The organism is Pseudomonas sp. AK-TSAG1-1, from assembly GCF_056821665.1.
Genome location: NZ_CM165965.1, coordinates 3,762,007 through 3,783,712 on the forward strand (window position 1 = coordinate 3,762,007; position 21,706 = coordinate 3,783,712).

Sequence of the window (21,706 nt, forward strand, 5' to 3'; positions counted from 1 at the left end):
TCAAGAATGAAGTATTGTTGTGCCCATCCAAAAAAACGTCAGAAGCCTTGAACCGTTTCGACGGTTGTTCAGTGATAGAGGGTGTCATGGGTAACGAAAGCATCAATTGGGACAAGCTGGGTTTTGATTACATCAAGACCGACAAACGCTATCTGTCGTACTTTCGCAATGGCGAGTGGGACAAAGGCACCCTGACCGAAGACAACGTGCTGCACATCAGCGAAGGCTCGACTGCCCTTCACTATGGCCAGCAGTGCTTCGAAGGCCTGAAGGCCTATCGTTGCAAAGACGGTTCGATCAACCTGTTCCGTCCGGACCAGAACGCCGCCCGCATGCAACGCAGTTGCGCCCGCCTGCTGATGCCGCACGTGTCCACCGAGCAGTTCATCGAAGCGTGCAAGGAAGTGGTTCGCGCCAACGAACGCTTCATCCCGCCTTACGGAACTGGCGGCGCGCTGTACCTGCGTCCGTTCGTGATCGGTGTGGGTGACAACATCGGCGTGCGTACCGCCCCGGAGTTCATCTTCTCGGTGTTCGCGATCCCGGTCGGCGCCTACTTCAAGGGCGGCCTGACCCCGCACAACTTCCAGATCTCCAGCTTCGACCGCGCCGCCCCACAAGGCACCGGTGCGGCCAAGGTCGGTGGCAACTACGCCGCCAGCCTTATGCCGGGTTCCCAGGCCAAGAAGGCACACTTCGCTGACGCCATCTACCTGGATCCGCTGACCCACAAGAAAATCGAGGAAGTCGGTTCGGCCAACTTCTTCGGGATCACCCACGACAACAAGTTCATCACGCCGAACTCGCCGTCGGTCCTGCCAGGCATCACCCGTCTGTCGCTGATCGAACTGGCCAAGACCCGTCTGGGCCTGGAAGTGGTTGAAGGCGACGTGCTGATCGACAAACTGTCGGACTTCAAGGAAGCCGGTGCCTGCGGTACCGCTGCGGTGATCACCCCGATCGGCGGCATCAGCTACAACGACCACCTGCACGTGTTCCACAGCGAAACCGAAGTCGGCCCGGTCACCCAGCAGCTCTACAAAGAGCTGACTGGCGTGCAGACCGGTGACATCGAAGCGCCAGCAGGCTGGATCGTCAAGGTTTGACCTGACAGCGGTTGATGCACAAAAGCCCCCATCGAGTGCTCGATGGGGGCTTTTTCATGGACGCTGTTTGTGTAACCACTCAATGAACAGCTGGGTGTGGGCCGACGCTTGCGGCGCAATGCCGTAATAGTAGCGTGGCAGTGGCATGCGCAAGTCCGGCAACGGGCAGACCAGCCGACCGCTCGACAAATGCGTGCCCAGCAATGTGGTCGGACACAGCGCGAGACCCTCGCCGTTCACCGCCGCCTCCAGTACCCGGTGCATGTAGTCGAATTGCCGGATCACCTGCGTAGTGCTCTGGCTTTGCCCGAAGTGCATGGCCCAGTGGTGCCAGTCTTCGCGCCGCGCCCTGACGGTCAGCAAGGTATGAGCGCCGAGGCCTGCAAGGTTTGCCAGCGGCAGTCGCGCAATCAATGCCGGCGCCGCGACCAGCACCAGCTCATCCTCGAACAACGCGCGCGCCTCGAGTGACGGCGCCCAGTCGTCACGGCCACGCCGGATGACAATATCGAAATCGTCGCGGGCCGGATCCGGCGATTGGGTCTGCGTGACAACTTGGGTGTCGATGTGCGGATGCTGCGCCGTGAAGTCTGCCAATCGAGGTGTCAGCCATAACAGCGCGAAGGACGGCCGGATATTGATCTTGACCGTCGGCCGCGCCGCCTGCTGCTTCAACTCGGCCGCGGCGTCGGCAATCTGCGCCAGACCGGCACTGACTTGCAGATAAAAACGCTGACCTGCTGGCGTCAGCAGCGACTGCCGAATACGTCGTTCAAACAGCAAGACGCCCAAGTGTTCTTCAAGCAGTTTGACGTGACGGCTGACCGCACTGTGGCTGACGTGCAGTTCTTCGGCCGCCAGACTGAAGCTCTGATGTCGGGCAGCTACAGCAAAAGCGCGAACCGCATTGAGCGGGGGAAGTTGATTTTTCATGCGTCTAATTTAGTCACATGTGTGCTGCATTTAAAGCGTTTGTCAGCGCTTTGTCGCGACGCCAATCTGCCTGCATGCAGACACGCGAACCGATGGAGCAACACCATGCACAGCTACGGCCTCTTTGTCCTGTTCGCCGCCCTGACCATTCTAAGTCCCGGTCCGGGGGTGATCCTGACCCTGTCCAACGCCGTGCGCCTGGGCTGGACCGGCGCAGTGCCAGGGATTCTGGGGATCGCCTCGGGAGCCTTCGTGGTGGCCGCCCTCAGCGCCACCAGCGTCGGCCTGATTCTCAGCGCCTCGGCGGAGGCTTTCACCGTGCTGAAATACGCCGGGGCTGCTTACTTGTTGTACCTGGGCTTGAAGAGTTGGCGTTCGGATCGTTTCCGTACTCTGCAACAGGTTCGCCCCTCTCGTCCGGCCTACCGTTTTCTCGAAGCCGCCTCGTTGCAGTTTCTCAACCCCAAAGCCATCTTCTTCTTTCTGGCCGTGTTCCCGCAGTTCATCGACACGGAACAGGCTTTTTACCCGCAGTTTTTCAAACTGGTGGCCTCTTACGCGGTACTGGTGATTTTGGTGCACGGCAGCTATGCCCTGCTCGCCAATGCTGCCAAAGGCTGGCTGTCGAGCCCGAAAGGATCGTGGCTGGCAGCGAAAGTTTCGGGCGTGACCTTTGCCGGTTTCGGTCTGTTGATGGCTTCGGCAACCCGCTGAACGGACGGCTTGCGCTCAGACTATTTCAACGCGATCCGCTTGCCTGCACGCCCGGCAATCCCGCTCGCCTGACCATTCTGCTGCTTGCCCATCCGCGCCTGGGTGATCAACCCGGGGATCAATTCGCCTTCCGGCAAGTTCTTCCAGAACCGCGCCGGCAAGTGCCCCTGCATGACCTTCTCGTTCAACCGCGCCGGATTGAAGATGTGGCTGTAATAGGTCAGCCACAGATCGCCATGGGGATCGTCGACGTTCTGCGCCAGTTGCTGCCATTCAATCGGGCATTGGCGCTGATGAATCAATTGTTCGCCGTCGTAATAGACGCCATCGCGCGGGGTGGCGATCAACCAGCGGTGCCGGCCCATGCGTCCGACGAAATGCTCGCTGGCACGCTGCAGGATGTCGTGGGCCGGTTCATGCCACGCCACGTATTGCGGGCCCGGCTGATCCTGCGGGCGTTCGATGAACCGCACGAACGCATGCAGATGATGCGCTTCGCGGTGTACCTGCTTGATCCGCCGCTGTAACTCGCTGCCGAGTTTGTCGCCGGCCATCATCGCCGTGCGGTCGCCATGGCTGACTCGCCAGAGCACTTCGTACAGAAGGCTCCAGCGCTGGTCGCCACGATATTGCGCAGCTTGCTCCAGGGTGTCGAGCAGCGCCCGGGGAATGCGCGCCTGAAACGGCCCCTGCCCTTTGGGCACCTGCACGTCACTGGCAAACAGGTCACTTACCCCTTCCGACGCCCAGCTCACCAGACTCGGGTCGATCTCATGACTGAGCAACCAGCGTGCCTGCTGGCGCCAGGTGTCAAACAGGTCATCGCAATCGAGATTGATCATCCCCACAACCCCATCTGCTGCGGCTGCGGCCGGTCACGCAATTGCTGATAAAGCATGTGGCTGGTGACCTCAGCCTGTTGCGGGTGGTAGTCGCTGGTGATGATGAACGGCTTGGCCTTGGCCAGCACACAGCGCATGCGTGCCACGTCTTCGTAACGGATGCGCCGTTGCTGGCGCAGTTGCACCAGACGTTCGGTGGTGCGCAGGCCAATACCCGGGATACGCGCAATCAGTGCTGGTTCGGCGCGGTTCAGGTCCAGCGGAAACACTTCGCGATTCTGCAGCGCCCAGGCGAGCTTCGGGTCGATGTCCAAGGCCAGATTGCCCGGCCCCTTGAGCAACTCACCGGCGCTGTAGCCATAACTGCGCAAAAGAAAATCCGCCTGATACAAGCGGTGCTCGCGCATCAGCGGCGGCGCGGCCAGTGGCACGCTTTTCGGACTGTCGGGGATCGGGCTGAACGCGGAATAGTAGACGCGGCGCAAACGGTAATTGCCATACAGCGACTGGGCGCTGTGCAAAATGGTGCTGTCGTCGGTGTCATCGGCACCGACGATCATTTGCGTGCTCTGCCCGGCGGGGGCGAACTTCGCCGAACGCGGTTCGTTAAGGACCGTTTGCACACCGGTGTAGATCGTGTTCATCGCCTGCTTGATCGAACCGATCTGCTTCTCCGGCGCCAGGGTTTGCAGGCTGGCGTCGGTGGGCAATTCGATGTTGACGCTGAGGCGATCGGCGTAACGCCCGGCTTCTTCGATCAGTGCCGGGTCTGCCTCGGGAATGGTCTTGAGATGGATATAGCCGCGAAACTCGTGCTCTTCACGCAGCAGCTTCGCCACCCGCACCAGTTGCTCCATGGTGTAGTCGGCCGAGCGAATGATCCCCGAACTGAGAAACAGCCCGCTGACGCAGTTGCGCCGATAGAAATCCAGGGTCAGCGTGACCACTTCCTCAGGCGTGAAACGGGCGCGCGGCACATCGCTGGAGCGGCGATTGACGCAGTATTGGCAGTCGTAGAGGCAGAAATTGGTCAGCAGCACCTTCAGCAACGAAACGCAGCGCCCGTCCGGCGTGTAGCTGTGGCAGATGCCCATGCCATCGGTCGAGCCCAGCCCGCTCTTGCCTTCGGAACTGCGCTTGGGCGCGCCGCTGCTGGCGCAGGAGGCGTCGTACTTGGCGGCGTCGGCGAGAATGCTGAGCTTGTCGATGATTTGCATGGCGAAGACTCGATACTGGTTATGCGTACAGTATCGAGTCTATCGGATTGGCACAAGGTGCAAACACGCGATCCTACAAAGGCACACGGCTACCTGTAGGAACAACCGCAGGCTGTGATCTTTTGACCTGGCCCTCTACCGGCAACTCAATGCCGAACCGCGCCCCGATTTCCTTGCGCCCCAGCGCCGTCAATGCCAGCGCCCGACTGTCCAGATCCTGCGTGAGCCACTTGCGCTTCAGCGCCGTCTGTAACAACGCGGCGCCCAGCGAACCACCCAGATGCGGTCGACGCATGCTCCAGTCAAGGCACGGGCATGCGAACTTGCGGCGCAAAGTACTCAAGTCCTGCACCTCGATCCCCAAGCCCTCGAACAATGCCTCGCCGCTGTCGCTCAGGCGATAGGCCTGTTCGTCGGTTGCCACCAGCCACCCCGCCTCCAGCATGCGGTCGTGCAGCAACACCGCGAACGTGCCGGCCATGTGGTCATAGCAGGTGCGGGCGAATTGCAGACGGTCCGGCGTGTGCGGCTTGAAGGTAGGCGCGGCGTTCTGGCCGATCACCATCAACGCTTCCAGCGCCTGTGCCACACGTGGGTCGGCAAGGCTGTAATAACGATGGCGGCCCTGTACGTGCAGGCGCACCAGGGCCAGATCCTTGAGTTTGCTCAGGTGCGCACTGGCGGTCGAGGCACTGACTTCGGCGATGGCCGCCAGTTCGGTGCTGGTGCGGGCGTGGCCGTCCATCAGTGAGCAGAGGATTTTGGTGCGCGCCGGCTCGGCGATGGCGGCGGCCACTTGCGAGACGCCGATGTCTTGATGTTCTGCGTGCATATTTCGCTCCCCGACGAATCGTCGTCGTTGCGAACTGAAGATACTCGCATCACTTTCCTGACGACAAGGCTGTGAACCGTGGACCCGATCATCGCTGCGACGCATGCCGATCCTTATCCCTACTACGCCGAATTGCGCGCTCAGGGCGGACTGACCTTTCATCACGAACTCAAACTATGGGTCGCCAGCAGCGCCCGCGCGGTGTGTGCGGTGTTGGCGCATGCCGATTGCCGGGTGCGACCGATGCAGGAGCCGGTGCCCAAGGCGATTGCCTCAGGCATGGCTGGCAAGGTGTTCGGTCAGTTGATGCGGATGAACGATGGCGAGCGCCAGCGCTGTCCACGCTCTGCGGTCGAACCTGCGCTGCAGTTGATCGATGACTATCAGGTGCGCACGCTGGTCGCGGCACGATTGATGACAGCCGATGCCGACGGCTTATATAAGGCGATGTTTTGTGGCCCGGTGTCCGTGGTTTCAACGCTGCTGGGCTTGAGCCCGACGCAAGGTCGAGCGATCAGTGAACTCACGGCCGATTTCGTCGCCTGCCTTTCGCCACTGAGCAATGATCTGCAACTGGCGGCGGCCCATATCGCCGCTGAGCAGTTACGCGGTTATTTCATCGAACTGCTGGCAGAACCGCACAGCGACTTGCTCAAGGCCATCGGCCAGCGCTTTGAGGGCGATGAAGATACGCTGATCGCCAACCTGATCGGCCTCTGTTCGCAGACGTTTGAAGCGACGGCCGGGCTGATCGGCAATGCCTTGATCGCACTGCGGCGTCAGCCTGGCTTGCGCGAAGCCTCGCTGGATGCGCTGCTGGCCGAGGTTCAGCGCTTTGATCCGCCGGTGCAGAACACCCGGCGATTTGTCGCGCAGTCGTGTGAGATTGATGGCGTGCGGGTCGAGGCCGGCGAGGTGATTCTGGTGCTGCTGGCTTCAGCCAACCGCGATCCCCTGTTGAATGAACAGCCTGACCAATTCCTGCTCGATCGCCCGAGTCGGCGCAGCTTCAGTTTCGGCAACGGCCGGCATCAGTGTCCGGGGCAAGCGCTGGCGCTGAGCATTGCCGCTGCGACGGTCAGAGAAATCCTTGATCAGGGTGTGAATCTGCAGCAACTGGCCTGGCATTACCGCCCATCGCTCAATGGACGGATTGCGCTGTTCAGCGCGGTACGGCTTTAAGCGCTGTGCAGCTCGATAGGGTTGTTGGCGAAGCCGGGCAAACGCGTAGGCCGAGAGGCCTAAAGATCCGCTCCTCTGAAGCGTTAACAGAGTACGCGCTGCAAAGTGATTCCCGGGCGTTACACCGGGTGTTTCAACGGCGATACAGACATCGACAAAACAGTCGTTTGAGCGAACTAACCGCCTGTCTGACATTTCAACCGTCATACATACATTTAGATGCACTACGGATAGCATGCGCGCCGCATTTCCAATTGGCATATCAGTTGACCAAAGAGTCAACAAAACCAGGAATCCCCTACAACTTTAACAAGCCTTGCAGAGAACTAAGTTGCGCGACGATTTTGCAATCAAACAGGCCAACGGCCTGGAGTGTATCTATCTGTCGATGACAGAACGCTTTCAACTCGACTGTTTTATCGGCCACTACATCAAGACCCGAAACCTGCGTTCAGTGCCGGACATCGAACGCATCCTGCGCACCACCCTCGAAAGCTACCCCGGCCACCCGCCGGTGATGGTCAACGAACTCAACGCGTGGATCGACAGGACCTTGGGCTATCGGGCGTCACACCCGGACTTCCCGTCGCTGGAAGACCTCTGATACAACGAAAAAGCCCCGCAATTGCGGGGCTTTTTTTTGCAAAATGGCTTCAGAACTTCACGTCGGGCCCCGTGAGTTCCTTGTCATCATCGTGCTTCCAGGTCTGTTCCTTGCGCTTCTCGCGCTCGATCTCTTCTTCCGTCGGCTCATCGACATCTTCGTCTTCATCCGCTCGCTCTTGCTCGGTTGTCATGTGCACCTCGCCTGAATAAAAAGAACCTGAATCCTTAAAGCGTAGAACAATTTTACCAGTGCAACTTACAACCACCAGCGCAACAAAAAGAAAAACGCCATGCTCAATAACATGCTGAGCAAAGTATTGCGCGTGTACAGCACCAGCCCGATCGCCACCAGCGAACTAAGCAGATACGGGTTATCCCACTGCAAATTCAGCTGTTTATCAGGCATGAACACGATCGGCCCGCAGATCGCCGTCAACATTCCCGGCACGGCAAAACCGAGAAACTGCCGTGCATTGCTGCTCAAACGCACCGGCAGGCGCGGTTCGAGAAACACGTAACGGTTGAGAAACACCAGGATCCCCATGCCGAAAATCACTGCCCAGATGATCATGTGCGCTCCCTGTACAACTTGTTGCAGACAAACCCTGCGGTCATCCCGGCCAGCCCCGACAGCACCAGCGCCGAGCCCCACTGCCAATAACTGAACAGCACCGAGCAGAACAACGACACTGCCACGCAAACCACGGTCGGCACATTGCGCACCACCGGCGTGATCAGCGCGATAAACGTCGCAGCAATCGAGAAGTCCAGGCCCAGATGCTCCAGCCCCGGAATGCTGCTGCCCAGCACGATGCCGGCGAGGGTAAAGAGGTTCCAGGCAACGTAGAACGTCAGGCCGACGCCCAACGCATACCAGCGATTGAACTGTTGGCGGTCATGCTGGCTGGTCAGGGCGAAGAGTTCATCGGTGAGCAAAAAACCCAGACCGATGCGCCAGCGTCCGGGCAGCGGCGAAATCACCGAGCGCATGCTCATGCCATACAACAAGTGCTGCGAGGTCAGCAGCAACGTGGTCAGCAGAATCGAGAAAATCCCGGCACCGCCCTTGAGCATGCCGATCGCTACCAGTTGCGCGGCGCCCGCGAACACGATGCTCGACAAGCCCTGCCCCTGCAATGGTGTGAGATTGGCTTCGATCGCCATGGAGCCGGCCAGCAGCCCCCACGGCGCTGTCGCCAGGGATAACGGCATGATTGCCGCCGCACCGCGAAGAAACGCACTGCGCGGCATAAGTGAGTCAGACATAACGCTCTTCAACCGAGGAAACGGTCGCAGACTCTGCCAGCAAATGCCCCTTCACGGCTTGAACAATCTTGCGCACTTGCACTAAATCGCAGCGCCCGAGCGCCGCTGTCGGCGTACCATGGAGGCCTTCACAATCGCGTCAGGGAGACGACATGCTGTACCGAATCGCAGCCGACGGGCTGGTGCTGTTTCATCTGTCATTCATTCTGTTCGTGCTGTTCGGCGGGCTGCTGGTGCTCAAGTGGCCACGCTTGATGTGGCTGCATCTGCCGGCAGCTGCGTGGGGTGTGGCGGTCGAGGTGTTGCACCTGACCTGTCCGCTGACCTATTGGGAAAACCTGATGCGCCACGCCGCCGGGCAAACCGAATACGCCGGCGGCTTCATCGAGCACTACGTCTGGCCAATCATCTACCCCGCCGGGCTGACGCCGCAGATCCAGCTGGTACTGGGCAGCCTGGTGCTGGTGATCAATCTGCTGGTCTATGGGCGTTTGATCCGCTCGTGGAAGCTGCGCCGCGCCAGCCGCATTCCGTTCTAACGCGCAGCCGGTTTCAAGGCCGCCAGCCAGGCCGGATCCAGGCGCTTCTGGTCAAGATCCAGACCCAGCGCCTGCATCCGCTCCCGGTGAGCTTCGACTTCCCGGTGCAATTGCGCGTGATCGCTGGAGTTGCCATCCAGTTCGTGCATCTGGGTCAGCCCCAGATGGTAGAAACGCAACACCTTCATCGCGGTTGGGTCGTTCTGTTCAACAGCCGCCGTCACCTGATGCATGACGTTGGTCACGCTCATCAGGCTGCGCTTGAGCCGCCAACTGTAGACCGCCGGCGCCATCCACGCCTGCTGCCAGAACTGCCCGCGCATCAGCGCTGCCGTCAGCAGAAACGCGACGAACACCCCGCCGACATTGAAGCGCAGATTATCCCCGCCGGGCTCGCCGAACAGCGCCACTGCCGCCGTGGAAAACCCCATCGCCAGCACCAGGAACAGCACGGCAATGATCAGCGTGCTGCGACGGGTCTGCTGGCGAAACGTTGCTGCGTCCATCGGCTGAATCTCGAACATCGGTGATGACTTCCTTGAGCGATAAAAAGGGCAACGGAAAAAACTCGCTGCGCATTATCGCCTCTCTCTGCGATTTAGCTATGCTGGGGGCCCTTTTCATCTTTTCAGCGTCCAACGGGGACATGGCGGTACAGCGCAGATCGTGCCATCTTCATTCATGGATACACACTATTCGGATGCCATCCGCCTGGTTTTGGGATGACATCGTTTTAAGGATCATTGCATGACCCAACGACACGTAATCAACGCCTCGGTCAGCCCAAAAGGCAGCCTGGAAACCCTTTCTCAACGTGAAGTCCAGCAACTGAGCGAAGCCGGATCCGGCAGCACCTACACCCTCTTCCGCCAGTGCGCCCTGGCCATCCTCAATACCGGCGCCCATGTCGATAACGCCAAGACCATTCTGGAAGCCTACAAGGACTTCGAAATCCGCATTCACCAGCAGGATCGCGGTGTGCGCCTCGAACTGCTGAACGCTCCGGCCGACGCCTTCGTCGACGGTGAAATGATCGCCAGCACCCGCGAGATGCTGTTCAGCGCCCTGCGCGACATCGTCTACACCGAAAACGAACTCGACAGCCAGCGCATCGACCTGAGCACCTCGCAAGGCATCAGCGACTACGTCTTCCACCTGCTGCGCAACGCCCGCACCCTGCGTCCGGGCGTCGAGCCGAAAATCGTCGTGTGCTGGGGCGGTCACTCGATCAACACCGAAGAGTACAAATACACCAAGAAAGTCGGCCACGAACTGGGCCTGCGCAGCCTCGACATCTGCACCGGCTGCGGTCCCGGCGTAATGAAAGGCCCGATGAAGGGCGCGACCATCGCCCACGCCAAGCAGCGTATTCACGGTGGACGCTACCTCGGCCTGACCGAGCCGGGCATCATTGCCGCCGAAGCGCCGAACCCGATCGTCAATGAACTGGTGATCCTGCCGGACATCGAGAAACGTCTGGAAGCGTTCGTCCGTGTCGGCCACGGCATCATCATCTTCCCGGGCGGCGCCGGCACCGCCGAAGAGTTTCTGTACCTGCTGGGCATCCTGATGCACCCGGACAACGAAGGACTGCCGTTCCCGGTGATCCTGACCGGGCCGAAACATGCCGCGCCGTATCTGGAACAACTCGATGCATTCGTTACCGCCACCCTCGGCGATGCGGCGAAGCAGCACTATCAGATCATCATCGACAACCCGGCCGAAGTCGCCCGGCAGATGACCGCCGGCCTCAAAGCGGTGAAGCAGTTCCGCCGCGAGCGCAACGATGCGTTCCACTTCAACTGGCTGCTGAAAATTGACGAAAGCTTCCAGCGTCCGTTCGATCCGACCCACGAAAACATGGCCAACCTCAAGTTGCACCGCGACCAGCCGGCCCACGAACTGGCGGCCAACCTGCGCCGCGCGTTCTCCGGGATCGTGGCCGGCAACGTCAAGGACAAGGGCATCCGCCTGATCGAAGAGCACGGGCCGTACCAGATCCGCGGTGACGCGGCGATCATGCAACCGCTCGATGCGCTGCTCAAAGCCTTCGTTGCCCAGCACCGGATGAAACTGCCGGGCGGCGCAGCGTACGTGCCGTGCTACCGCGTGGTGGCGTAACCAGCCACCACATGCCCCCTGTGGGAGGGGGCTTGCTCCGGGCGGCGATCCGACGAAGGCGGTGTGTCAGTCAGCCGATCTGTTGCCTGACACACCACCTTCGTCGAGTCGCCGCCCGGAGCAAGCCCCCTCCCACAATTGTTTTGGGTGAACCCGGCGCTGCCAATCAGCCTTTGTTTCTGACACAAAAGCCCCGTACATTCCTCACGACAGCCACCCTCGGCCCGTACTAAGCTTCGCGATCTATTTTTCAGGGACGATTCATGAAACGGATTGCCGCGTGTCTGCTGTCACTTCTCGCCCTGGCGGCCAATGCGGCGGATCTGCAACTGCTCACTGACAACCATCCGCCCCTGCATTTTCAGCAAGGCGATCAACTGGTGGGTTACGGCGTGGATGTGGTGCGCGCGCTGGCCGAACAGGCCGGCGACCGGATCAGCCTGCAACAAGTGCCATTACTGCGTGCGCTGCGCACTGCCAGCGAAACCCCGAACACCGGCGTGTTTACCGTCCTGCGCACCGACGAGCGTGATGAACGCTACCAATGGGTCGGGCCGCTGATTGAAGTCGAAACCGCCCTCTACGGCCACGCCTACAACCAGCCACCGGTACGCTCACTGCAGGAGGCGGATCAGGCAGGACGCATCAGCGTGCCGCGCAAATGGCTGATCTATAGCTACCTGCAACAGCAAAACCTGAAGAACCTCGACGGCGTCGAAACCCCGGAGCAGATGATGCGGCTGTTCAGCCTGGGCCGGACGGATTTCGTGGTGTCCGACACCCTGTCCACCGCTGCGCTGGCCCGCACCCAGGGCATGGAACCGCAGCGATTGCAGTATCAGATCCCGCTGACACATCAGGACACCTACATTGCCTTCTCGCTGCAGACCGATCCGCAGCAGGTTGCACGCTGGCAAAAGGCACTCGAAACCTTGCGCGCCGATGGTCGCCTTGAACAGATCCGCAAGCGCTGGCTGATGAATTCACTGCCGCGCTGACTGACCTGCCCCGCTCACTCCTGCAAGGATCTTTGCAAGGCGGCCTGCCTTCAACCCACCAGCCGCGCCGCCAGCGCCTTCGCCTGCAACGCCACATCCGTCACCGCGGTGCTCTCCCACCACATCCCGCGCAGCGGTGGCCCCACCGCGAACAGTCGGCTGCCGGCCTGCCCTTCAGCGTCCAGCACGGCACCGTCCACCGCCGCCGCAATTCCCAGCGCCAACGGCCCCGGCCGCACCAGTCCACGCGCGAGCAACTGCTGGGGCAACGCTCGCGCCACGCGGCGCCAGTCGTACTCGATGCCGCTGGAATTGATCAGCGCTGCGCCATGCACCACACCGGTAGCGGCTTCACCACGGCGACGAATTCGAATGCTCACGCCAGCGCCCGAGTGAGGCTCAAGCCCCTTGAACGACGCCGCCTGAATCCGCAAACGACCCTCGCTGTGCAAGCGTTCAACCAACGCCGCACTCAAGGGCGGAGAGCGGTGATGATGACTCTCCCACCACGGCCGCACATGCCGGACGAACTGTCGACGCTGCACATCGGAGGCCTGGCTCCACAACCGTGCGATATGTGCTCGAACCGTGTCCAGCGGCGCCTGCCAGTCAATGCCCTGGGCGATGGCGTCACGACACTGCCTGCGTAATTCACGCAGCAATTGGCGCGGCGTGCGGATACTGTGATCTTCAGCGAGAAAATCCGGCCACGCCGGTGGTTGCCGCCGCACATGGGGCAACAGTCCGTGACGGGAGAACACTTCAATCGGCCCGCGATGCCCGGCCTGTTCCAGTGAAACCACCGCATCGACCATGGTCAGACCGGAACCGATGATCAGCACGGTTGACTGCGGATCAAGCTGACGCATGGCCGCGACATCCCACGGATCGAGCGCAGCGGCATTGAGGCCACTGGACTCTTTCTGCGGCGTGCGGGCGGCGGGAAACATGCCCGTGGCGAGCACGGCGTAGGTGCTGCGTAACCGTCGCCCATCGTTCAAGCTCACTTGCACCGAATCGGCATCGCTTTGCAGATCGACGACTTCGGCGCAGATGTGCTCAACCGTCGAACCCTGCTGCGCGCCGGCCACCCGCGCCTCGGCCAGACGCTGCTGCACATATACGCCAAACAGCCCGCGCGGTGGGAACAGCTCGCTGATCGGCACAGCCTGCTCGGCCGACTCAGGCCAGCCACCGCCGGCAATGTGCGTGGTCAGCCATTGGGTCAGGTCATCGGGGTTGTCCGGATCGACACTCATCCGCGCCGCATTGCCGTTGAGCGTGTGGCCCAGTTCGACGGCGCTGTAGGCTTCGCCACGGCCGAGTTCGGCGCGTGGTTCGATGACGATAATCCTGCGCTGGCCGGGCAGCCGCAACAATTGCACCGCCAGCATCGTGCCGCTGAGGCCACCGCCGATAATCAGAATGTCTGCGCTCTCACTCATTCAAATCACCACATTACGCACAAACCGTGTCGCCACATCGCCGTCGTTGCGATAACTGTGCGGCTGGTTGCTGGCAAACATGAAAAATTCACCGGTCGCGATCTGCTGCCGCTGCTCACCGAGCATCAGCGTCAGGCAGCCTTCGAACACGTAGATCTGCTCGCTCCAGCCATCGGCGTCCGGTTGTGACGGGTAGACCTCCCCCGGTTGCAGACACCATTCCCACTGCTCGACCTCACGGGTGGCGGTGGCCTTGGACAGCAGCACCGCTTTGCTCCCGGGGATGGCGCCGGCCCAAGCCACTTCGTTGATGCGGCTCGGGTCGCGGGCGTCCGGGGCCTGGATCAGGTCGCTGAAGGCTACGTCGAGGGCTTCGGCGACACGGTCAAGGGTGGTCAGGCTGACGTTCTTTTCCCCGGCCTCGATCGCCACCAGCATGCGCCGACTGACGCCGGACTTTTCGGCCAGCGCGGTCTGGCTCATGTCGGCGGCGTGGCGCAGGCGCCGAACGTTCAGGCTGACGTGTTGCAGGACGGACGCCCGCTGGCTGGAATCTTTGTGCACTATATTGCTCACTTGGTGGAGTTGGGCAGTATACTGCGCAACGTTGGGCGCATTGTGCGTCCTGCCTTTTATAGTGCGCAAGGTCATGACGTCAGCAAACGGTTCCTCCACGCCTCTCCGCTTCTCCCGCTTCAGCAAGGCCGAGTGCGTGCTGGTGCTGATCACCATGGTCTGGGGCGGCACGTTCCTGCTGGTGCAACACGCCATGACCGTCAGCGGCCCGATGTTCTTCGTCGGCCTGCGCTTCGCCGCTGCGGCGAGCATCGTCGCGCTGTTCTCCTGGCGCCATCTGCGCGAACTCACCCTGTTCGAACTCAAGGCCGGCGCCTTTATCGGCGTGGCGATCATGCTCGGTTACGGCTTGCAGACGGTGGGCCTGCAAACGATCCCGAGCAGCCAGTCGGCGTTCATCACCGCGCTATACGTGCCTTTCGTGCCGTTGCTGCAATGGCTGGTGCTGGGCCGTCGACCCGGGTTGATGCCGAGCATCGGCATCATGCTGGCCTTTACCGGCTTGATGCTGCTGTCCGGGCCGTCTGGCGCGTCGCTGAATTTCAGCCCCGGTGAAATTGCCACGCTGATCAGTGCGATCGCGATTGCCGCCGAGATCATTCTGATCAGCACCTATGCCGGCCAGGTCGATGTGCGGCGGGTGACCGTGGTGCAACTGGCCACGACGTCGGTGTTGTCGTTCCTGCTGGTCGTGCCGACGGGCGAGACGATTCCAGACTTTTCCTCGACGCTGCTGGTGACCGCACTGGGCCTGGGCGCGGCGAGTGCGGCGATTCAGGTGGCAATGAACTGGGCGCAGAAAAGCGTTTCGCCGACTCGGGCGACCTTGATCTATGCCGGTGAACCGGTGTGGGCCGGGATCGTCGGGCGGATCGCCGGGGAGCGCTTGCCGGCGATTGCCCTGGTCGGCGCAGGATTGATCGTGGCGGCGGTGATTGTCAGCGAGTTGAAGACCAAGGGTAAGGCTGTCGAAGTCGACGCTGAACTGGAGCGGGAAACCCAAGGTTAATCCGCCATATCTTGAGTGCCTGAACCATAGCGATCGCGAGCAGGCGCACGCCTGTAATTGAAATGCGTTCCCCCTGTAGGAGTGCGCCTGCTCGCGATGAGGCCATCCCAAGTAACATCCATCCACCTGAAACAATGCCAAACAGAAAATTCCAGACTACTTTGTAGGATTCTGAGACATCCTGGCGTTTGGTAATCAGGGAGCTGGCACGTATGATGCTTCACAAACTTCCGCAGATTAGAAGCCTATGTCCCTGATAGTTCTACTGCTTCTGCCATTCATTGGCAGCTGTCTGGCAGCGGTGCTGCCACACAACGCGCGTAATACCGAATCCCTGCTGGCAGGTCTGGTCGCTCTGATCGGTACCGTGCAGGTCGCGCTGTTGTACCCGCAAATCGCCCACGGCGGCGTGATCCGCGAAGAATTCATGTGGCTGCCCAGCCTCGGCTTGAACTTCGTCCTGCGCATGGACGGTTTCGCCTGGCTGTTCTCGATGCTGGTGTTGGGCATTGGCACCCTGGTCTCTTTATACGCCCGCTACTACATGTCGCCGGACGACCCGGTGCCGCGTTTCTTCGCCTTCTTCCTGGCGTTCATGGGCGCCATGCTAGGCTTGGTGATCTCCGGCAACCTGATCCAGATCGTGTTCTTCTGGGAGCTGACCAGCCTCTTCTCGTTTCTGCTGATCGGCTACTGGCACCACCGCGCCGACGCGCGGCGTGGCGCCTACATGGCGCTGATGGTCACCGGCGCCGGGGGACTATGCCTGCTGGCGGGGGTCATGATCCTCGGCCATGTCGTCGGCAGCTATGACCTGGACAAGGTCCTGGCCGCCGGCGATCTGATTCGCGCACATGCCCTCTACCCTATCCTGCTTCCTCTCATCCTCATCGGCGCCCTCAGCAAAAGCGCCCAGTTCCCCTTTCATTTCTGGCTCCCGCACGCCATGGCGGCGCCCACCCCGGTTTCGGCTTACCTGCACTCGGCGACCATGGTCAAGGCGGGAGTGTTCCTGCTCGCACGCCTGTGGCCGTCGCTGTCCGGCAGTGAAGAATGGTTTTACATCGTCAGCGGCGCCGGCGCGTGTACGCTGCTGCTCGGCGCGTATTGCGCGATGTTCCAGAATGACCTCAAGGGCCTGCTGGCCTACTCGACCATCAGCCATCTGGGCCTGATCACTCTGCTGCTGGGCCTGAACAGCCCACTGGCGGCAGTCGCAGCGGTGTTCCACATCCTCAACCACGCCACCTTCAAGGCGTCGCTGTTCATGGCCGCCGGCATCATCGACCACGAAAGCGGCACCCGCGATATCCGCAAGCTCAGCGGCCTGATCAAGCTGATTCCGTTCACCGCGACACTGGCGATGGTGGCCAGTGCGTCGATGGCCGGGGTGCCGCTGCTCAACGGATTCCTCTCAAAAGAGATGTTCTTCGCCGAAACCGTGTTCATCAACGCGACCGCGTGGGTCGAAGCGGCGCTGCCGATTGTCGCGACCATCGCGGGTACGTTCAGCGTCGCTTACTCGCTGCGCTTCACCGTCGATGTGTTCTTTGGCCCGCCGGCCACCGACCTGCCGCACACCCCGCACGAGCCGCCGCGCTGGATGCGCGCGCCGGTTGAGCTGCTGGTGTTCACCTGCCTGGTCGTCGGGATCTTTCCGGCGCAAGTGGTCGGCCCGCTGCTCGCAGCCGCCGCGTTGCCGGTGGTGGGCGGCACCCTGCCGGAGTACAGCCTGGCGATCTGGCACGGCCTCAACGCCCCGATGATCATGAGCCTGATCGCCATGTCCGGCGGCATCGTGGTCTATCTGCTGCTGCGCAACCAGCTCAAGCGTGGACGCTTCAAATACCCGCCGCTGGTGGGCCGCTTCAATGGCAAGCGGCTGTTCGAACGCAGTCTGGTGGTGATGATGCGCATGGCTCGCCGGGTAGAACGCCGACTCGGCACCCGTCGCCTGCAGATGCAACTGTTCCTGATGGTCTTGGCGGCAGTGCTCGCCGGCCTGATCCCGATGCTGCACAGCAGCCTGAGCTGGGGCGACCGGCCGAAAATTCCGGGTTCCATCGTGTTCGTCACCCTGTGGCTGCTGGCAATTGCCTGCGCTCTCGGTGCGGCGTGGCAGGCCAAGTATCACCGTCTCGCCGCCCTGACCATGGTCAGCGTCTGCGGCCTGATGACCTGTGTGACCTTCGTCTGGTTCTCGGCGCCGGACCTGGCGCTGACGCAGTTGGCGGTCGAAGTCGTCACCACGGTACTGATCCTGCTGGGCCTGCGCTGGTTGCCACGGCGGATCGAAGAAGTCTCGCCATTGCCGAGCAGCCTGCGCAAGGCGCGCATCCGCCGTCTGCGCGACTTGCTGCTGTCGATTGCCGTCGGCGCCGGCATGGCGCTGCTGTCTTACGCGATGCTGACGCGGCAGACGCCCAACGACATCTCGTCGTTCTACCTCAGTCGCGCCATGCCCGAGGGCGGTGGCAGCAACGTGGTCAACGTGATGCTGGTGGACTTCCGCGGTTTCGACACCCTCGGTGAAATCACCGTACTGGTGGCCGTGGCCCTGACCGTGTTCGCCCTGCTGCGACGCTTCCGCCCGCCGAAAGAAAGCCTGCAACTGCCGGCCCAGCAACGCCTGCTCGCGCCGGACGTGGTCACCGATCTGGTCAATCCGCGTACCGCCAGCGACACCGCGCTCGGCTTCATGATGGTGCCGGCAGTGCTGGTGCGCCTGCTGCTGCCGATTGCGCTGGTGGTGTCGTTCTACCTGTTCATGCGTGGGCACAATCAGCCGGGCGGCGGTTTTGTCGCCGGGCTGGTGATGTCGGTGGCGTTCATCCTGCAATACATGGTCGCCGGGACGCAGTGGGTCGAGGCGCAAATGAGCCTGCGACCACTGCGCTGGATGGGCACCGGTCTGCTGTTCGCCACCGCTACCGGCCTCGGTGCGATGGCGGCCGGTTATCCGTTCCTGACCACTCACACCTGGCATTTCGAATTGCCGCTGCTGGGCGACATCCACATTGCCAGTGCGCTGTTCTTTGATATCGGCGTGTACGCCGTGGTGGTCGGCTCGACGCTGCTGATCCTCACCGCCCTCGCCCACCAATCGGTGCGTGGTCACAAGACCGCGTCCCTACCCAAGTCCGTCGCCAGCAAAGGAGCCGTCTGATGGAAGAAGTCATCGCAATCGCCATCGGCGTACTCGCTGCGTCCGGCGTCTGGCTGGTACTGCGACCACGGACGTTCCAGGTGGTCATGGGCCTGTGCCTGCTGTCCTACGCGGTCAACCTGTTCATCTTCAGCATGGGCAGTCTGTTCATCGGCAAGGAGCCGGTGATCAAGGACGGCGTGGTCCAGGATCTGCTGCATTACACCGACCCGCTGCCGCAGGCCCTGGTGCTGACCGCTATCGTCATCAGCTTCGCCATGACCGCGCTGTTCCTGGTGGTGCTGCTCGCATCGCGGGGCCTGACCGGTACCGACCACGTCGACGGCCGGGAGCCCAAGGAATGATGGCGATGACTCACCTGATCGCCGCACCGATCCTGCTGCCGCTGCTGACCGCCGCCATCATGTTGATGCTCGGCGAGAAGCACCGACCGCTGAAGGCGAAAATCAACCTGTTCTCCAGCCTCGTCGGGCTGTTCATTTCGGTGATGCTGCTACAGTGGACGCAAACCACTGGTGTTCCCGGTTCCATCGGCGTGTACCTGCCGGGCAACTGGCAAGCGCCGTTCGGCATCGTGCTGGTGGTCGATCGCCTGTCGGCACTGATGCTGGTGCTGACCGGCATCATTGGCGTCAGCGCCCTGCTCTTCGCCATGGCACGCTGGGATGGCGCAGGTTCGAGCTTCCACGCGCTGTTCCAGATTCAACTGATGGGCCTCTACGGTGCGTTCCTCACCGCCGACCTGTTCAACCTGTTCGTGTTCTTCGAAGTACTGCTCGCCGCCTCTTACGGTCTTTTGCTGCACGGCTCGGGTCGGGCGCGGGTCTCGTCGGGGCTGCATTATATTTCGATCAACCTGCTGGCCTCGTCGCTGTTCCTGATTGGCGCGGCACTGATCTACGGCGTCACCGGCACACTGAACATGGCCGATCTGGCGCTGAAGATTCCGCTGGTACCGGAAGCCGACCGTGGCTTGCTGCACGCCGGCGCAGGGATTCTCGCGGTGGCATTCCTGGCCAAGGCCGGCATGTGGCCGCTGAACTTCTGGCTGGTGCCGGCCTATTCCTCCGCCAGCGCGCCGGTCGCGGCAATGTTCGCGATCATGACCAAGGTCGGCGTCTACACCCTGCTGCGCCTGTGGACGCTGTTGTTCTCCGGGCAGGCCGGGGCTTCAGCCTTCTTCGGTGGCGACTGGCTGATCTACGGCGGTATGGCGACCATGGCCTGTGCGGCGCTGGCGATTCTTGCCGCACAGCGTCTGGAACGCATGGCCAGCCTGAGCATTCTGGTGTCGGCGGGGATCCTGCTGTCGGCCGTCGGTTTCGCCCAGCCGAACCTGATCGGCGCCGCACTATTCTATCTGGTCAGCTCGACCCTGGCGTTGAGCGCGCTGTTCTTGCTGGCCGAGTTGATCGAGCGTTCGCGCTCGGCCAACGAAATTCCGCTGGAAGACGAAAGCGAGTTGCTGCCGCGCCCACAAGAATCCCTGCAACCGCCCAAGGGCATCAACCTCGACGACGAACAGAAAGCCGTGGTCGGTCAGGTCATTCCGTGGACCATGGCGTTTCTCGGCCTCAGCTTCATCGCCTGTGCGTTGCTGATCATCGGCATGCCGCCGCTGTCCGGTTTCATCGGCAAGCTCAGCCTGATCGGCGCCTTGCTCAATCCTTTGGGACTGGGCACCGACGCGCCGATCTCCTACGCGGCCTGGGCCTTGCTGGCGCTGCTGATCCTGTCGGGGCTGGCCTCGCTGATGGCGTTTTCGCGACTGGGCATCCAACGCTTCTGGACGCCAGAAGAGCGGCCTTCGCCACTGTTGCGCAAACTCGAATGCGCGCCGATTTTCCTGCTGCTGGGGTTGAGCATCGCCCTGACCTTCAAGGCCGAGCCGCTGCTGCGCTATACCCAGGCGACCGCTGAGACCCTGAACAACCCGCAGCAATATGTCATGGCGGTGCTCGGCACCCGCGCCGTGCCAAGCCCTGAAGCCAAGGCAGCGATGCTGGAGGTGCAGCCATGAAGCGTGTCTTTCCTGCGCCATGGTTGTCGCTGGCACTGTGGGCTTTGTGGCTGACGCTGAACCTGTCGATCAGCCCGGGCAATCTGCTGCTCGGCGCGATACTGGGTTTCGCTGCCCCCTTGATGATGCGCAAGTTGCGCCCGAAACATGCACGCATTCGCCGGCCGGGGACGATTATCAAATTGTTCTTGCTCGTCGGGCGTGACGTAGTGATGTCCAATCTGATCGTTGCCTGGGGCGTGCTCAACGCCGGCCGCCGGCCTCCGCGCTCGCGCTTCGTCAAAGTACCGCTCGATCTGCGCGATGCGCATGGTCTGGCGACACTGGCAATGATCTGCACGGTGGTGCCGGGCACGGTATGGTCGGAGCTGGCGCTGGATCGCAGCATCCTGCTGCTGCACGTTTGGGATCTGGATGACGAAGCGCAATTCATCCACCACTTCAAGACTGCCTACGAGCGGCCGTTGATGGAGATTTTCGAATGAGCCCGTTGCTCTCGAACGCGATTCTGCTGACGCTGTTCCTGTTCTCGCTGGCGATGGTTCTGACCCTGGTTCGCCTGTTCAAGGGCCCATCGGCGCAGGATCGGGTACTCGCCCTGGATTATCTGTACATCGTCGCCATGCTGATGATGCTGACCCTGGGCATTCGTTATTCCAGTGACACTTATTTCGAGGCGGCGCTGCTGATCGCGCTGTTCGGCTTCGTCGGCTCGTTTGCCCTGGCGAAATTCCTGCTGCGTGGCGAGGTGATCGAATGAATGCTGAATTGTCGCTGTGGGTCGAGATTCCGGTGGCGATCCTGCTGGTGCTCAGCGGCGTATTCGCCCTGATCGGCGCGACCGGATTGCTGCGCATGAAGGACTACTTTCAGCGCATGCACCCACCGGCACTCGCCTCGACACTGGGCGCGTGGTGCGTGGCGCTGGCGTCGATCATTTGTTTTTCGGCATTGAAATCGGGGCCGGTGCTGCATGCCTGGCTGATCCCGATCCTGCTGGCGATTACCGTGCCGGTGACCACCCTGCTGCTGGCGCGGGCGGCGTTGTTCCGCAAGCGCATGGCGGGGGATGATGTGCCGGCTGAAGTGAGTAGCCGACGGACCGAAAGCGGTAGCTAGCTAGTTCCACAGCTA

Annotated in this window: 24 protein-coding genes; 14 read left to right on the plus strand and 10 right to left on the minus strand. The window is 61.6% G+C overall.

The annotated features are described in order from the left end of the window. Nucleotides 1-86 precede the first annotated feature (86 nt). Nucleotides 87-1,106, plus strand: coding sequence for a branched-chain amino acid aminotransferase (locus tag AC1UK9_RS16550; RefSeq protein ID WP_473012845.1), 1,020 nt, complete (start codon nucleotides 87-89; stop codon nucleotides 1,104-1,106). A gap of 54 nt (nucleotides 1,107-1,160) precedes the next feature. Here AC1UK9_RS16550 and AC1UK9_RS16555 read toward each other — a convergent pair whose 3' ends face one another. Then, nucleotides 1,161-2,039 (minus strand): LysR substrate-binding domain-containing protein, encoded by an 879-nt coding sequence (locus tag AC1UK9_RS16555; protein WP_482578010.1) that lies wholly within the window; start codon nucleotides 2,037-2,039, stop codon nucleotides 1,161-1,163. Between the two features lie 105 nt (nucleotides 2,040-2,144). On the opposite strand from AC1UK9_RS16555, the gene AC1UK9_RS16560 reads away from it, so the two are divergent. Further along, nucleotides 2,145-2,753, plus strand: a complete 609-nt coding sequence (locus AC1UK9_RS16560; protein WP_025111409.1) for a LysE family translocator — start codon at nucleotides 2,145-2,147, stop codon at nucleotides 2,751-2,753. A gap of 20 nt (nucleotides 2,754-2,773) precedes the next feature. Here AC1UK9_RS16560 and AC1UK9_RS16565 read toward each other — a convergent pair whose 3' ends face one another. The 3 genes from AC1UK9_RS16565 to AC1UK9_RS16575 all read right to left on the minus strand — a co-directional run bounded on the left by AC1UK9_RS16565 (nucleotide 2,774) and on the right by AC1UK9_RS16575 (nucleotide 5,644). After that, a complete protein-coding gene (locus AC1UK9_RS16565; protein ID WP_482578011.1) occupies nucleotides 2,774-3,595 on the minus strand; it encodes a TIGR03915 family putative DNA repair protein in 822 nt (273 codons plus the stop codon). Beyond that, on the minus strand, nucleotides 3,592-4,812 hold the full coding sequence (locus tag AC1UK9_RS16570; RefSeq protein WP_025111407.1) for a putative DNA modification/repair radical SAM protein: 1,221 nt from the start codon (nucleotides 4,810-4,812) through the stop codon (nucleotides 3,592-3,594). Before AC1UK9_RS16570 ends, AC1UK9_RS16565 begins: the two co-directional genes overlap by 4 nt. A 73-nt stretch (nucleotides 4,813-4,885) precedes the next feature. Further along, the gene (locus AC1UK9_RS16575) at nucleotides 4,886-5,644 is read right to left on the minus strand and encodes an ArsR/SmtB family transcription factor (RefSeq protein ID WP_482578012.1); all 759 of its coding nucleotides are present in this window, start codon (nucleotides 5,642-5,644) and stop codon (nucleotides 4,886-4,888) included. 78 nt (nucleotides 5,645-5,722) lie between these two features. On the opposite strand from AC1UK9_RS16575, the gene AC1UK9_RS16580 reads away from it, so the two are divergent. Further along, nucleotides 5,723-6,826 (plus strand): cytochrome P450, encoded by a 1,104-nt coding sequence (locus AC1UK9_RS16580; RefSeq protein WP_482578013.1) that lies wholly within the window; start codon nucleotides 5,723-5,725, stop codon nucleotides 6,824-6,826. A gap of 331 nt (nucleotides 6,827-7,157) precedes the next feature. Beyond that, nucleotides 7,158-7,430: a hypothetical protein gene (locus AC1UK9_RS16585; RefSeq protein WP_025111404.1), complete on the plus strand. Its 273-nt coding sequence runs from the start codon at nucleotides 7,158-7,160 to the stop codon at nucleotides 7,428-7,430. 49 nt (nucleotides 7,431-7,479) lie between these two features. Here AC1UK9_RS16585 and AC1UK9_RS16590 read toward each other — a convergent pair whose 3' ends face one another. The 3 genes from AC1UK9_RS16590 to AC1UK9_RS16600 all read right to left on the minus strand — a co-directional run bounded on the left by AC1UK9_RS16590 (nucleotide 7,480) and on the right by AC1UK9_RS16600 (nucleotide 8,698). Beyond that, on the minus strand, nucleotides 7,480-7,623 hold the full coding sequence (locus AC1UK9_RS16590) for a hypothetical protein (RefSeq protein ID WP_177327347.1): 144 nt from the start codon (nucleotides 7,621-7,623) through the stop codon (nucleotides 7,480-7,482). Between the two features lie 65 nt (nucleotides 7,624-7,688). Then, complete coding sequence (locus AC1UK9_RS16595; RefSeq protein ID WP_177327350.1) at nucleotides 7,689-8,000, minus strand: AzlD domain-containing protein; 312 nt, start codon at nucleotides 7,998-8,000, stop codon at nucleotides 7,689-7,691. After that, nucleotides 8,000-8,698 (minus strand): AzlC family ABC transporter permease, encoded by a 699-nt coding sequence (locus tag AC1UK9_RS16600; RefSeq protein WP_025111402.1) that lies wholly within the window; start codon nucleotides 8,696-8,698, stop codon nucleotides 8,000-8,002. Before AC1UK9_RS16600 ends, AC1UK9_RS16595 begins: the two co-directional genes overlap by 1 nt. Nucleotides 8,699-8,850: 152 nt before the next feature. On the opposite strand from AC1UK9_RS16600, the gene AC1UK9_RS16605 reads away from it, so the two are divergent. Beyond that, entirely contained in the window at nucleotides 8,851-9,237 is a 387-nt protein-coding gene (locus tag AC1UK9_RS16605) for a DUF2784 domain-containing protein (RefSeq protein ID WP_482578015.1), read from the plus strand. Here AC1UK9_RS16605 and AC1UK9_RS16610 read toward each other — a convergent pair. Continuing rightward, nucleotides 9,234-9,761, minus strand: coding sequence for a DUF3087 domain-containing protein (locus AC1UK9_RS16610; protein WP_025111400.1), 528 nt, complete (start codon nucleotides 9,759-9,761; stop codon nucleotides 9,234-9,236). The genes AC1UK9_RS16605 and AC1UK9_RS16610 overlap by 4 nt on opposite strands. Nucleotides 9,762-9,984: 223 nt before the next feature. Between AC1UK9_RS16610 and ppnN the strand changes: the two genes are divergently transcribed. After that, a complete protein-coding gene (gene ppnN, locus AC1UK9_RS16615) occupies nucleotides 9,985-11,358 on the plus strand; it encodes a nucleotide 5'-monophosphate nucleosidase PpnN (RefSeq protein WP_025111399.1) in 1,374 nt (457 codons plus the stop codon). A gap of 263 nt (nucleotides 11,359-11,621) precedes the next feature. Next, on the plus strand, nucleotides 11,622-12,356 hold the full coding sequence (locus tag AC1UK9_RS16620) for a substrate-binding periplasmic protein (RefSeq protein WP_025111398.1): 735 nt from the start codon (nucleotides 11,622-11,624) through the stop codon (nucleotides 12,354-12,356). 50 nt (nucleotides 12,357-12,406) lie between these two features. Here the strand turns inward: AC1UK9_RS16620 and AC1UK9_RS16625 are convergent, their stop codons facing one another. Next, nucleotides 12,407-13,801, minus strand: coding sequence for an FAD/NAD(P)-binding protein (locus AC1UK9_RS16625; protein WP_482578016.1), 1,395 nt, complete (start codon nucleotides 13,799-13,801; stop codon nucleotides 12,407-12,409). Next, nucleotides 13,802-14,365: a helix-turn-helix domain-containing protein gene (locus tag AC1UK9_RS16630; RefSeq protein WP_083368790.1), complete on the minus strand. Its 564-nt coding sequence runs from the start codon at nucleotides 14,363-14,365 to the stop codon at nucleotides 13,802-13,804. An 85-nt stretch (nucleotides 14,366-14,450) separates the two neighbouring features. On the opposite strand from AC1UK9_RS16630, the gene AC1UK9_RS16635 reads away from it, so the two are divergent. The 7 genes from AC1UK9_RS16635 (at nucleotide 14,451) to AC1UK9_RS16665 (ending at nucleotide 21,691) form a co-directional block, all read left to right on the plus strand. Further along, entirely contained in the window at nucleotides 14,451-15,386 is a 936-nt protein-coding gene (locus tag AC1UK9_RS16635) for a DMT family transporter (RefSeq protein WP_025111395.1), read from the plus strand. A gap of 247 nt (nucleotides 15,387-15,633) precedes the next feature. Further along, on the plus strand, nucleotides 15,634-18,552 hold the full coding sequence (locus AC1UK9_RS16640; protein ID WP_482578018.1) for a monovalent cation/H+ antiporter subunit A: 2,919 nt from the start codon (nucleotides 15,634-15,636) through the stop codon (nucleotides 18,550-18,552). Then, complete coding sequence (locus tag AC1UK9_RS16645; protein ID WP_025111393.1) at nucleotides 18,552-18,896, plus strand: Na+/H+ antiporter subunit C; 345 nt, start codon at nucleotides 18,552-18,554, stop codon at nucleotides 18,894-18,896. Before AC1UK9_RS16640 ends, AC1UK9_RS16645 begins: the two co-directional genes overlap by 1 nt. Next, nucleotides 18,893-20,572: a monovalent cation/H+ antiporter subunit D gene (locus tag AC1UK9_RS16650; protein WP_482578019.1), complete on the plus strand. Its 1,680-nt coding sequence runs from the start codon at nucleotides 18,893-18,895 to the stop codon at nucleotides 20,570-20,572. Before AC1UK9_RS16645 ends, AC1UK9_RS16650 begins: the two co-directional genes overlap by 4 nt. Next, entirely contained in the window at nucleotides 20,569-21,057 is a 489-nt protein-coding gene (locus AC1UK9_RS16655) for a Na+/H+ antiporter subunit E (protein ID WP_025111391.1), read from the plus strand. Before AC1UK9_RS16650 ends, AC1UK9_RS16655 begins: the two co-directional genes overlap by 4 nt. After that, nucleotides 21,054-21,332: a K+/H+ antiporter subunit F gene (locus tag AC1UK9_RS16660; RefSeq protein WP_007910754.1), complete on the plus strand. Its 279-nt coding sequence runs from the start codon at nucleotides 21,054-21,056 to the stop codon at nucleotides 21,330-21,332. Before AC1UK9_RS16655 ends, AC1UK9_RS16660 begins: the two co-directional genes overlap by 4 nt. After that, entirely contained in the window at nucleotides 21,329-21,691 is a 363-nt protein-coding gene (locus AC1UK9_RS16665; RefSeq protein ID WP_085711416.1) for a Na+/H+ antiporter subunit G, read from the plus strand. The genes AC1UK9_RS16660 and AC1UK9_RS16665 overlap by 4 nt, the downstream gene beginning before the upstream one ends. Nucleotides 21,692-21,706: the final 15 nt, after the last annotated feature.

Excerpts from the sequence above, each read along its gene's own strand:
- AC1UK9_RS16550 (WP_473012845.1), top strand. The coding sequence starts at position 87 with ATGGGTAACGAAAGCATCAATTGGGACAAGCTGGGTTTTGATTACATC.
- AC1UK9_RS16555 (WP_482578010.1), bottom strand. The coding sequence starts at position 2,039 with ATGAAAAATCAACTTCCCCCGCTCAATGCGGTTCGCGCTTTTGCTGTA.
- AC1UK9_RS16560 (WP_025111409.1), top strand. The coding sequence starts at position 2,145 with ATGCACAGCTACGGCCTCTTTGTCCTGTTCGCCGCCCTGACCATTCTA.
- AC1UK9_RS16565 (WP_482578011.1), bottom strand. The coding sequence starts at position 3,595 with ATGATCAATCTCGATTGCGATGACCTGTTTGACACCTGGCGCCAGCAG.
- AC1UK9_RS16570 (WP_025111407.1), bottom strand. The coding sequence starts at position 4,812 with ATGCAAATCATCGACAAGCTCAGCATTCTCGCCGACGCCGCCAAGTAC.
- AC1UK9_RS16575 (WP_482578012.1), bottom strand. The coding sequence starts at position 5,644 with ATGCACGCAGAACATCAAGACATCGGCGTCTCGCAAGTGGCCGCCGCC.
- AC1UK9_RS16590 (WP_177327347.1), bottom strand. The coding sequence starts at position 7,623 with ATGACAACCGAGCAAGAGCGAGCGGATGAAGACGAAGATGTCGATGAG.
- AC1UK9_RS16600 (WP_025111402.1), bottom strand. The coding sequence starts at position 8,698 with ATGTCTGACTCACTTATGCCGCGCAGTGCGTTTCTTCGCGGTGCGGCG.
- AC1UK9_RS16605 (WP_482578015.1), top strand. The coding sequence starts at position 8,851 with ATGCTGTACCGAATCGCAGCCGACGGGCTGGTGCTGTTTCATCTGTCA.
- AC1UK9_RS16610 (WP_025111400.1), bottom strand. The coding sequence starts at position 9,761 with ATGTTCGAGATTCAGCCGATGGACGCAGCAACGTTTCGCCAGCAGACC.
- ppnN (WP_025111399.1), top strand. The coding sequence starts at position 9,985 with ATGACCCAACGACACGTAATCAACGCCTCGGTCAGCCCAAAAGGCAGC.
- AC1UK9_RS16620 (WP_025111398.1), top strand. The coding sequence starts at position 11,622 with ATGAAACGGATTGCCGCGTGTCTGCTGTCACTTCTCGCCCTGGCGGCC.
- AC1UK9_RS16625 (WP_482578016.1), bottom strand. The coding sequence starts at position 13,801 with ATGAGTGAGAGCGCAGACATTCTGATTATCGGCGGTGGCCTCAGCGGC.
- AC1UK9_RS16635 (WP_025111395.1), top strand. The coding sequence starts at position 14,451 with ATGACGTCAGCAAACGGTTCCTCCACGCCTCTCCGCTTCTCCCGCTTC.
- AC1UK9_RS16640 (WP_482578018.1), top strand. The coding sequence starts at position 15,634 with ATGTCCCTGATAGTTCTACTGCTTCTGCCATTCATTGGCAGCTGTCTG.
- AC1UK9_RS16645 (WP_025111393.1), top strand. The coding sequence starts at position 18,552 with ATGGAAGAAGTCATCGCAATCGCCATCGGCGTACTCGCTGCGTCCGGC.
- AC1UK9_RS16650 (WP_482578019.1), top strand. The coding sequence starts at position 18,893 with ATGATGGCGATGACTCACCTGATCGCCGCACCGATCCTGCTGCCGCTG.
- AC1UK9_RS16655 (WP_025111391.1), top strand. The coding sequence starts at position 20,569 with ATGAAGCGTGTCTTTCCTGCGCCATGGTTGTCGCTGGCACTGTGGGCT.
- AC1UK9_RS16660 (WP_007910754.1), top strand. The coding sequence starts at position 21,054 with ATGAGCCCGTTGCTCTCGAACGCGATTCTGCTGACGCTGTTCCTGTTC.
- AC1UK9_RS16665 (WP_085711416.1), top strand. The coding sequence starts at position 21,329 with ATGAATGCTGAATTGTCGCTGTGGGTCGAGATTCCGGTGGCGATCCTG.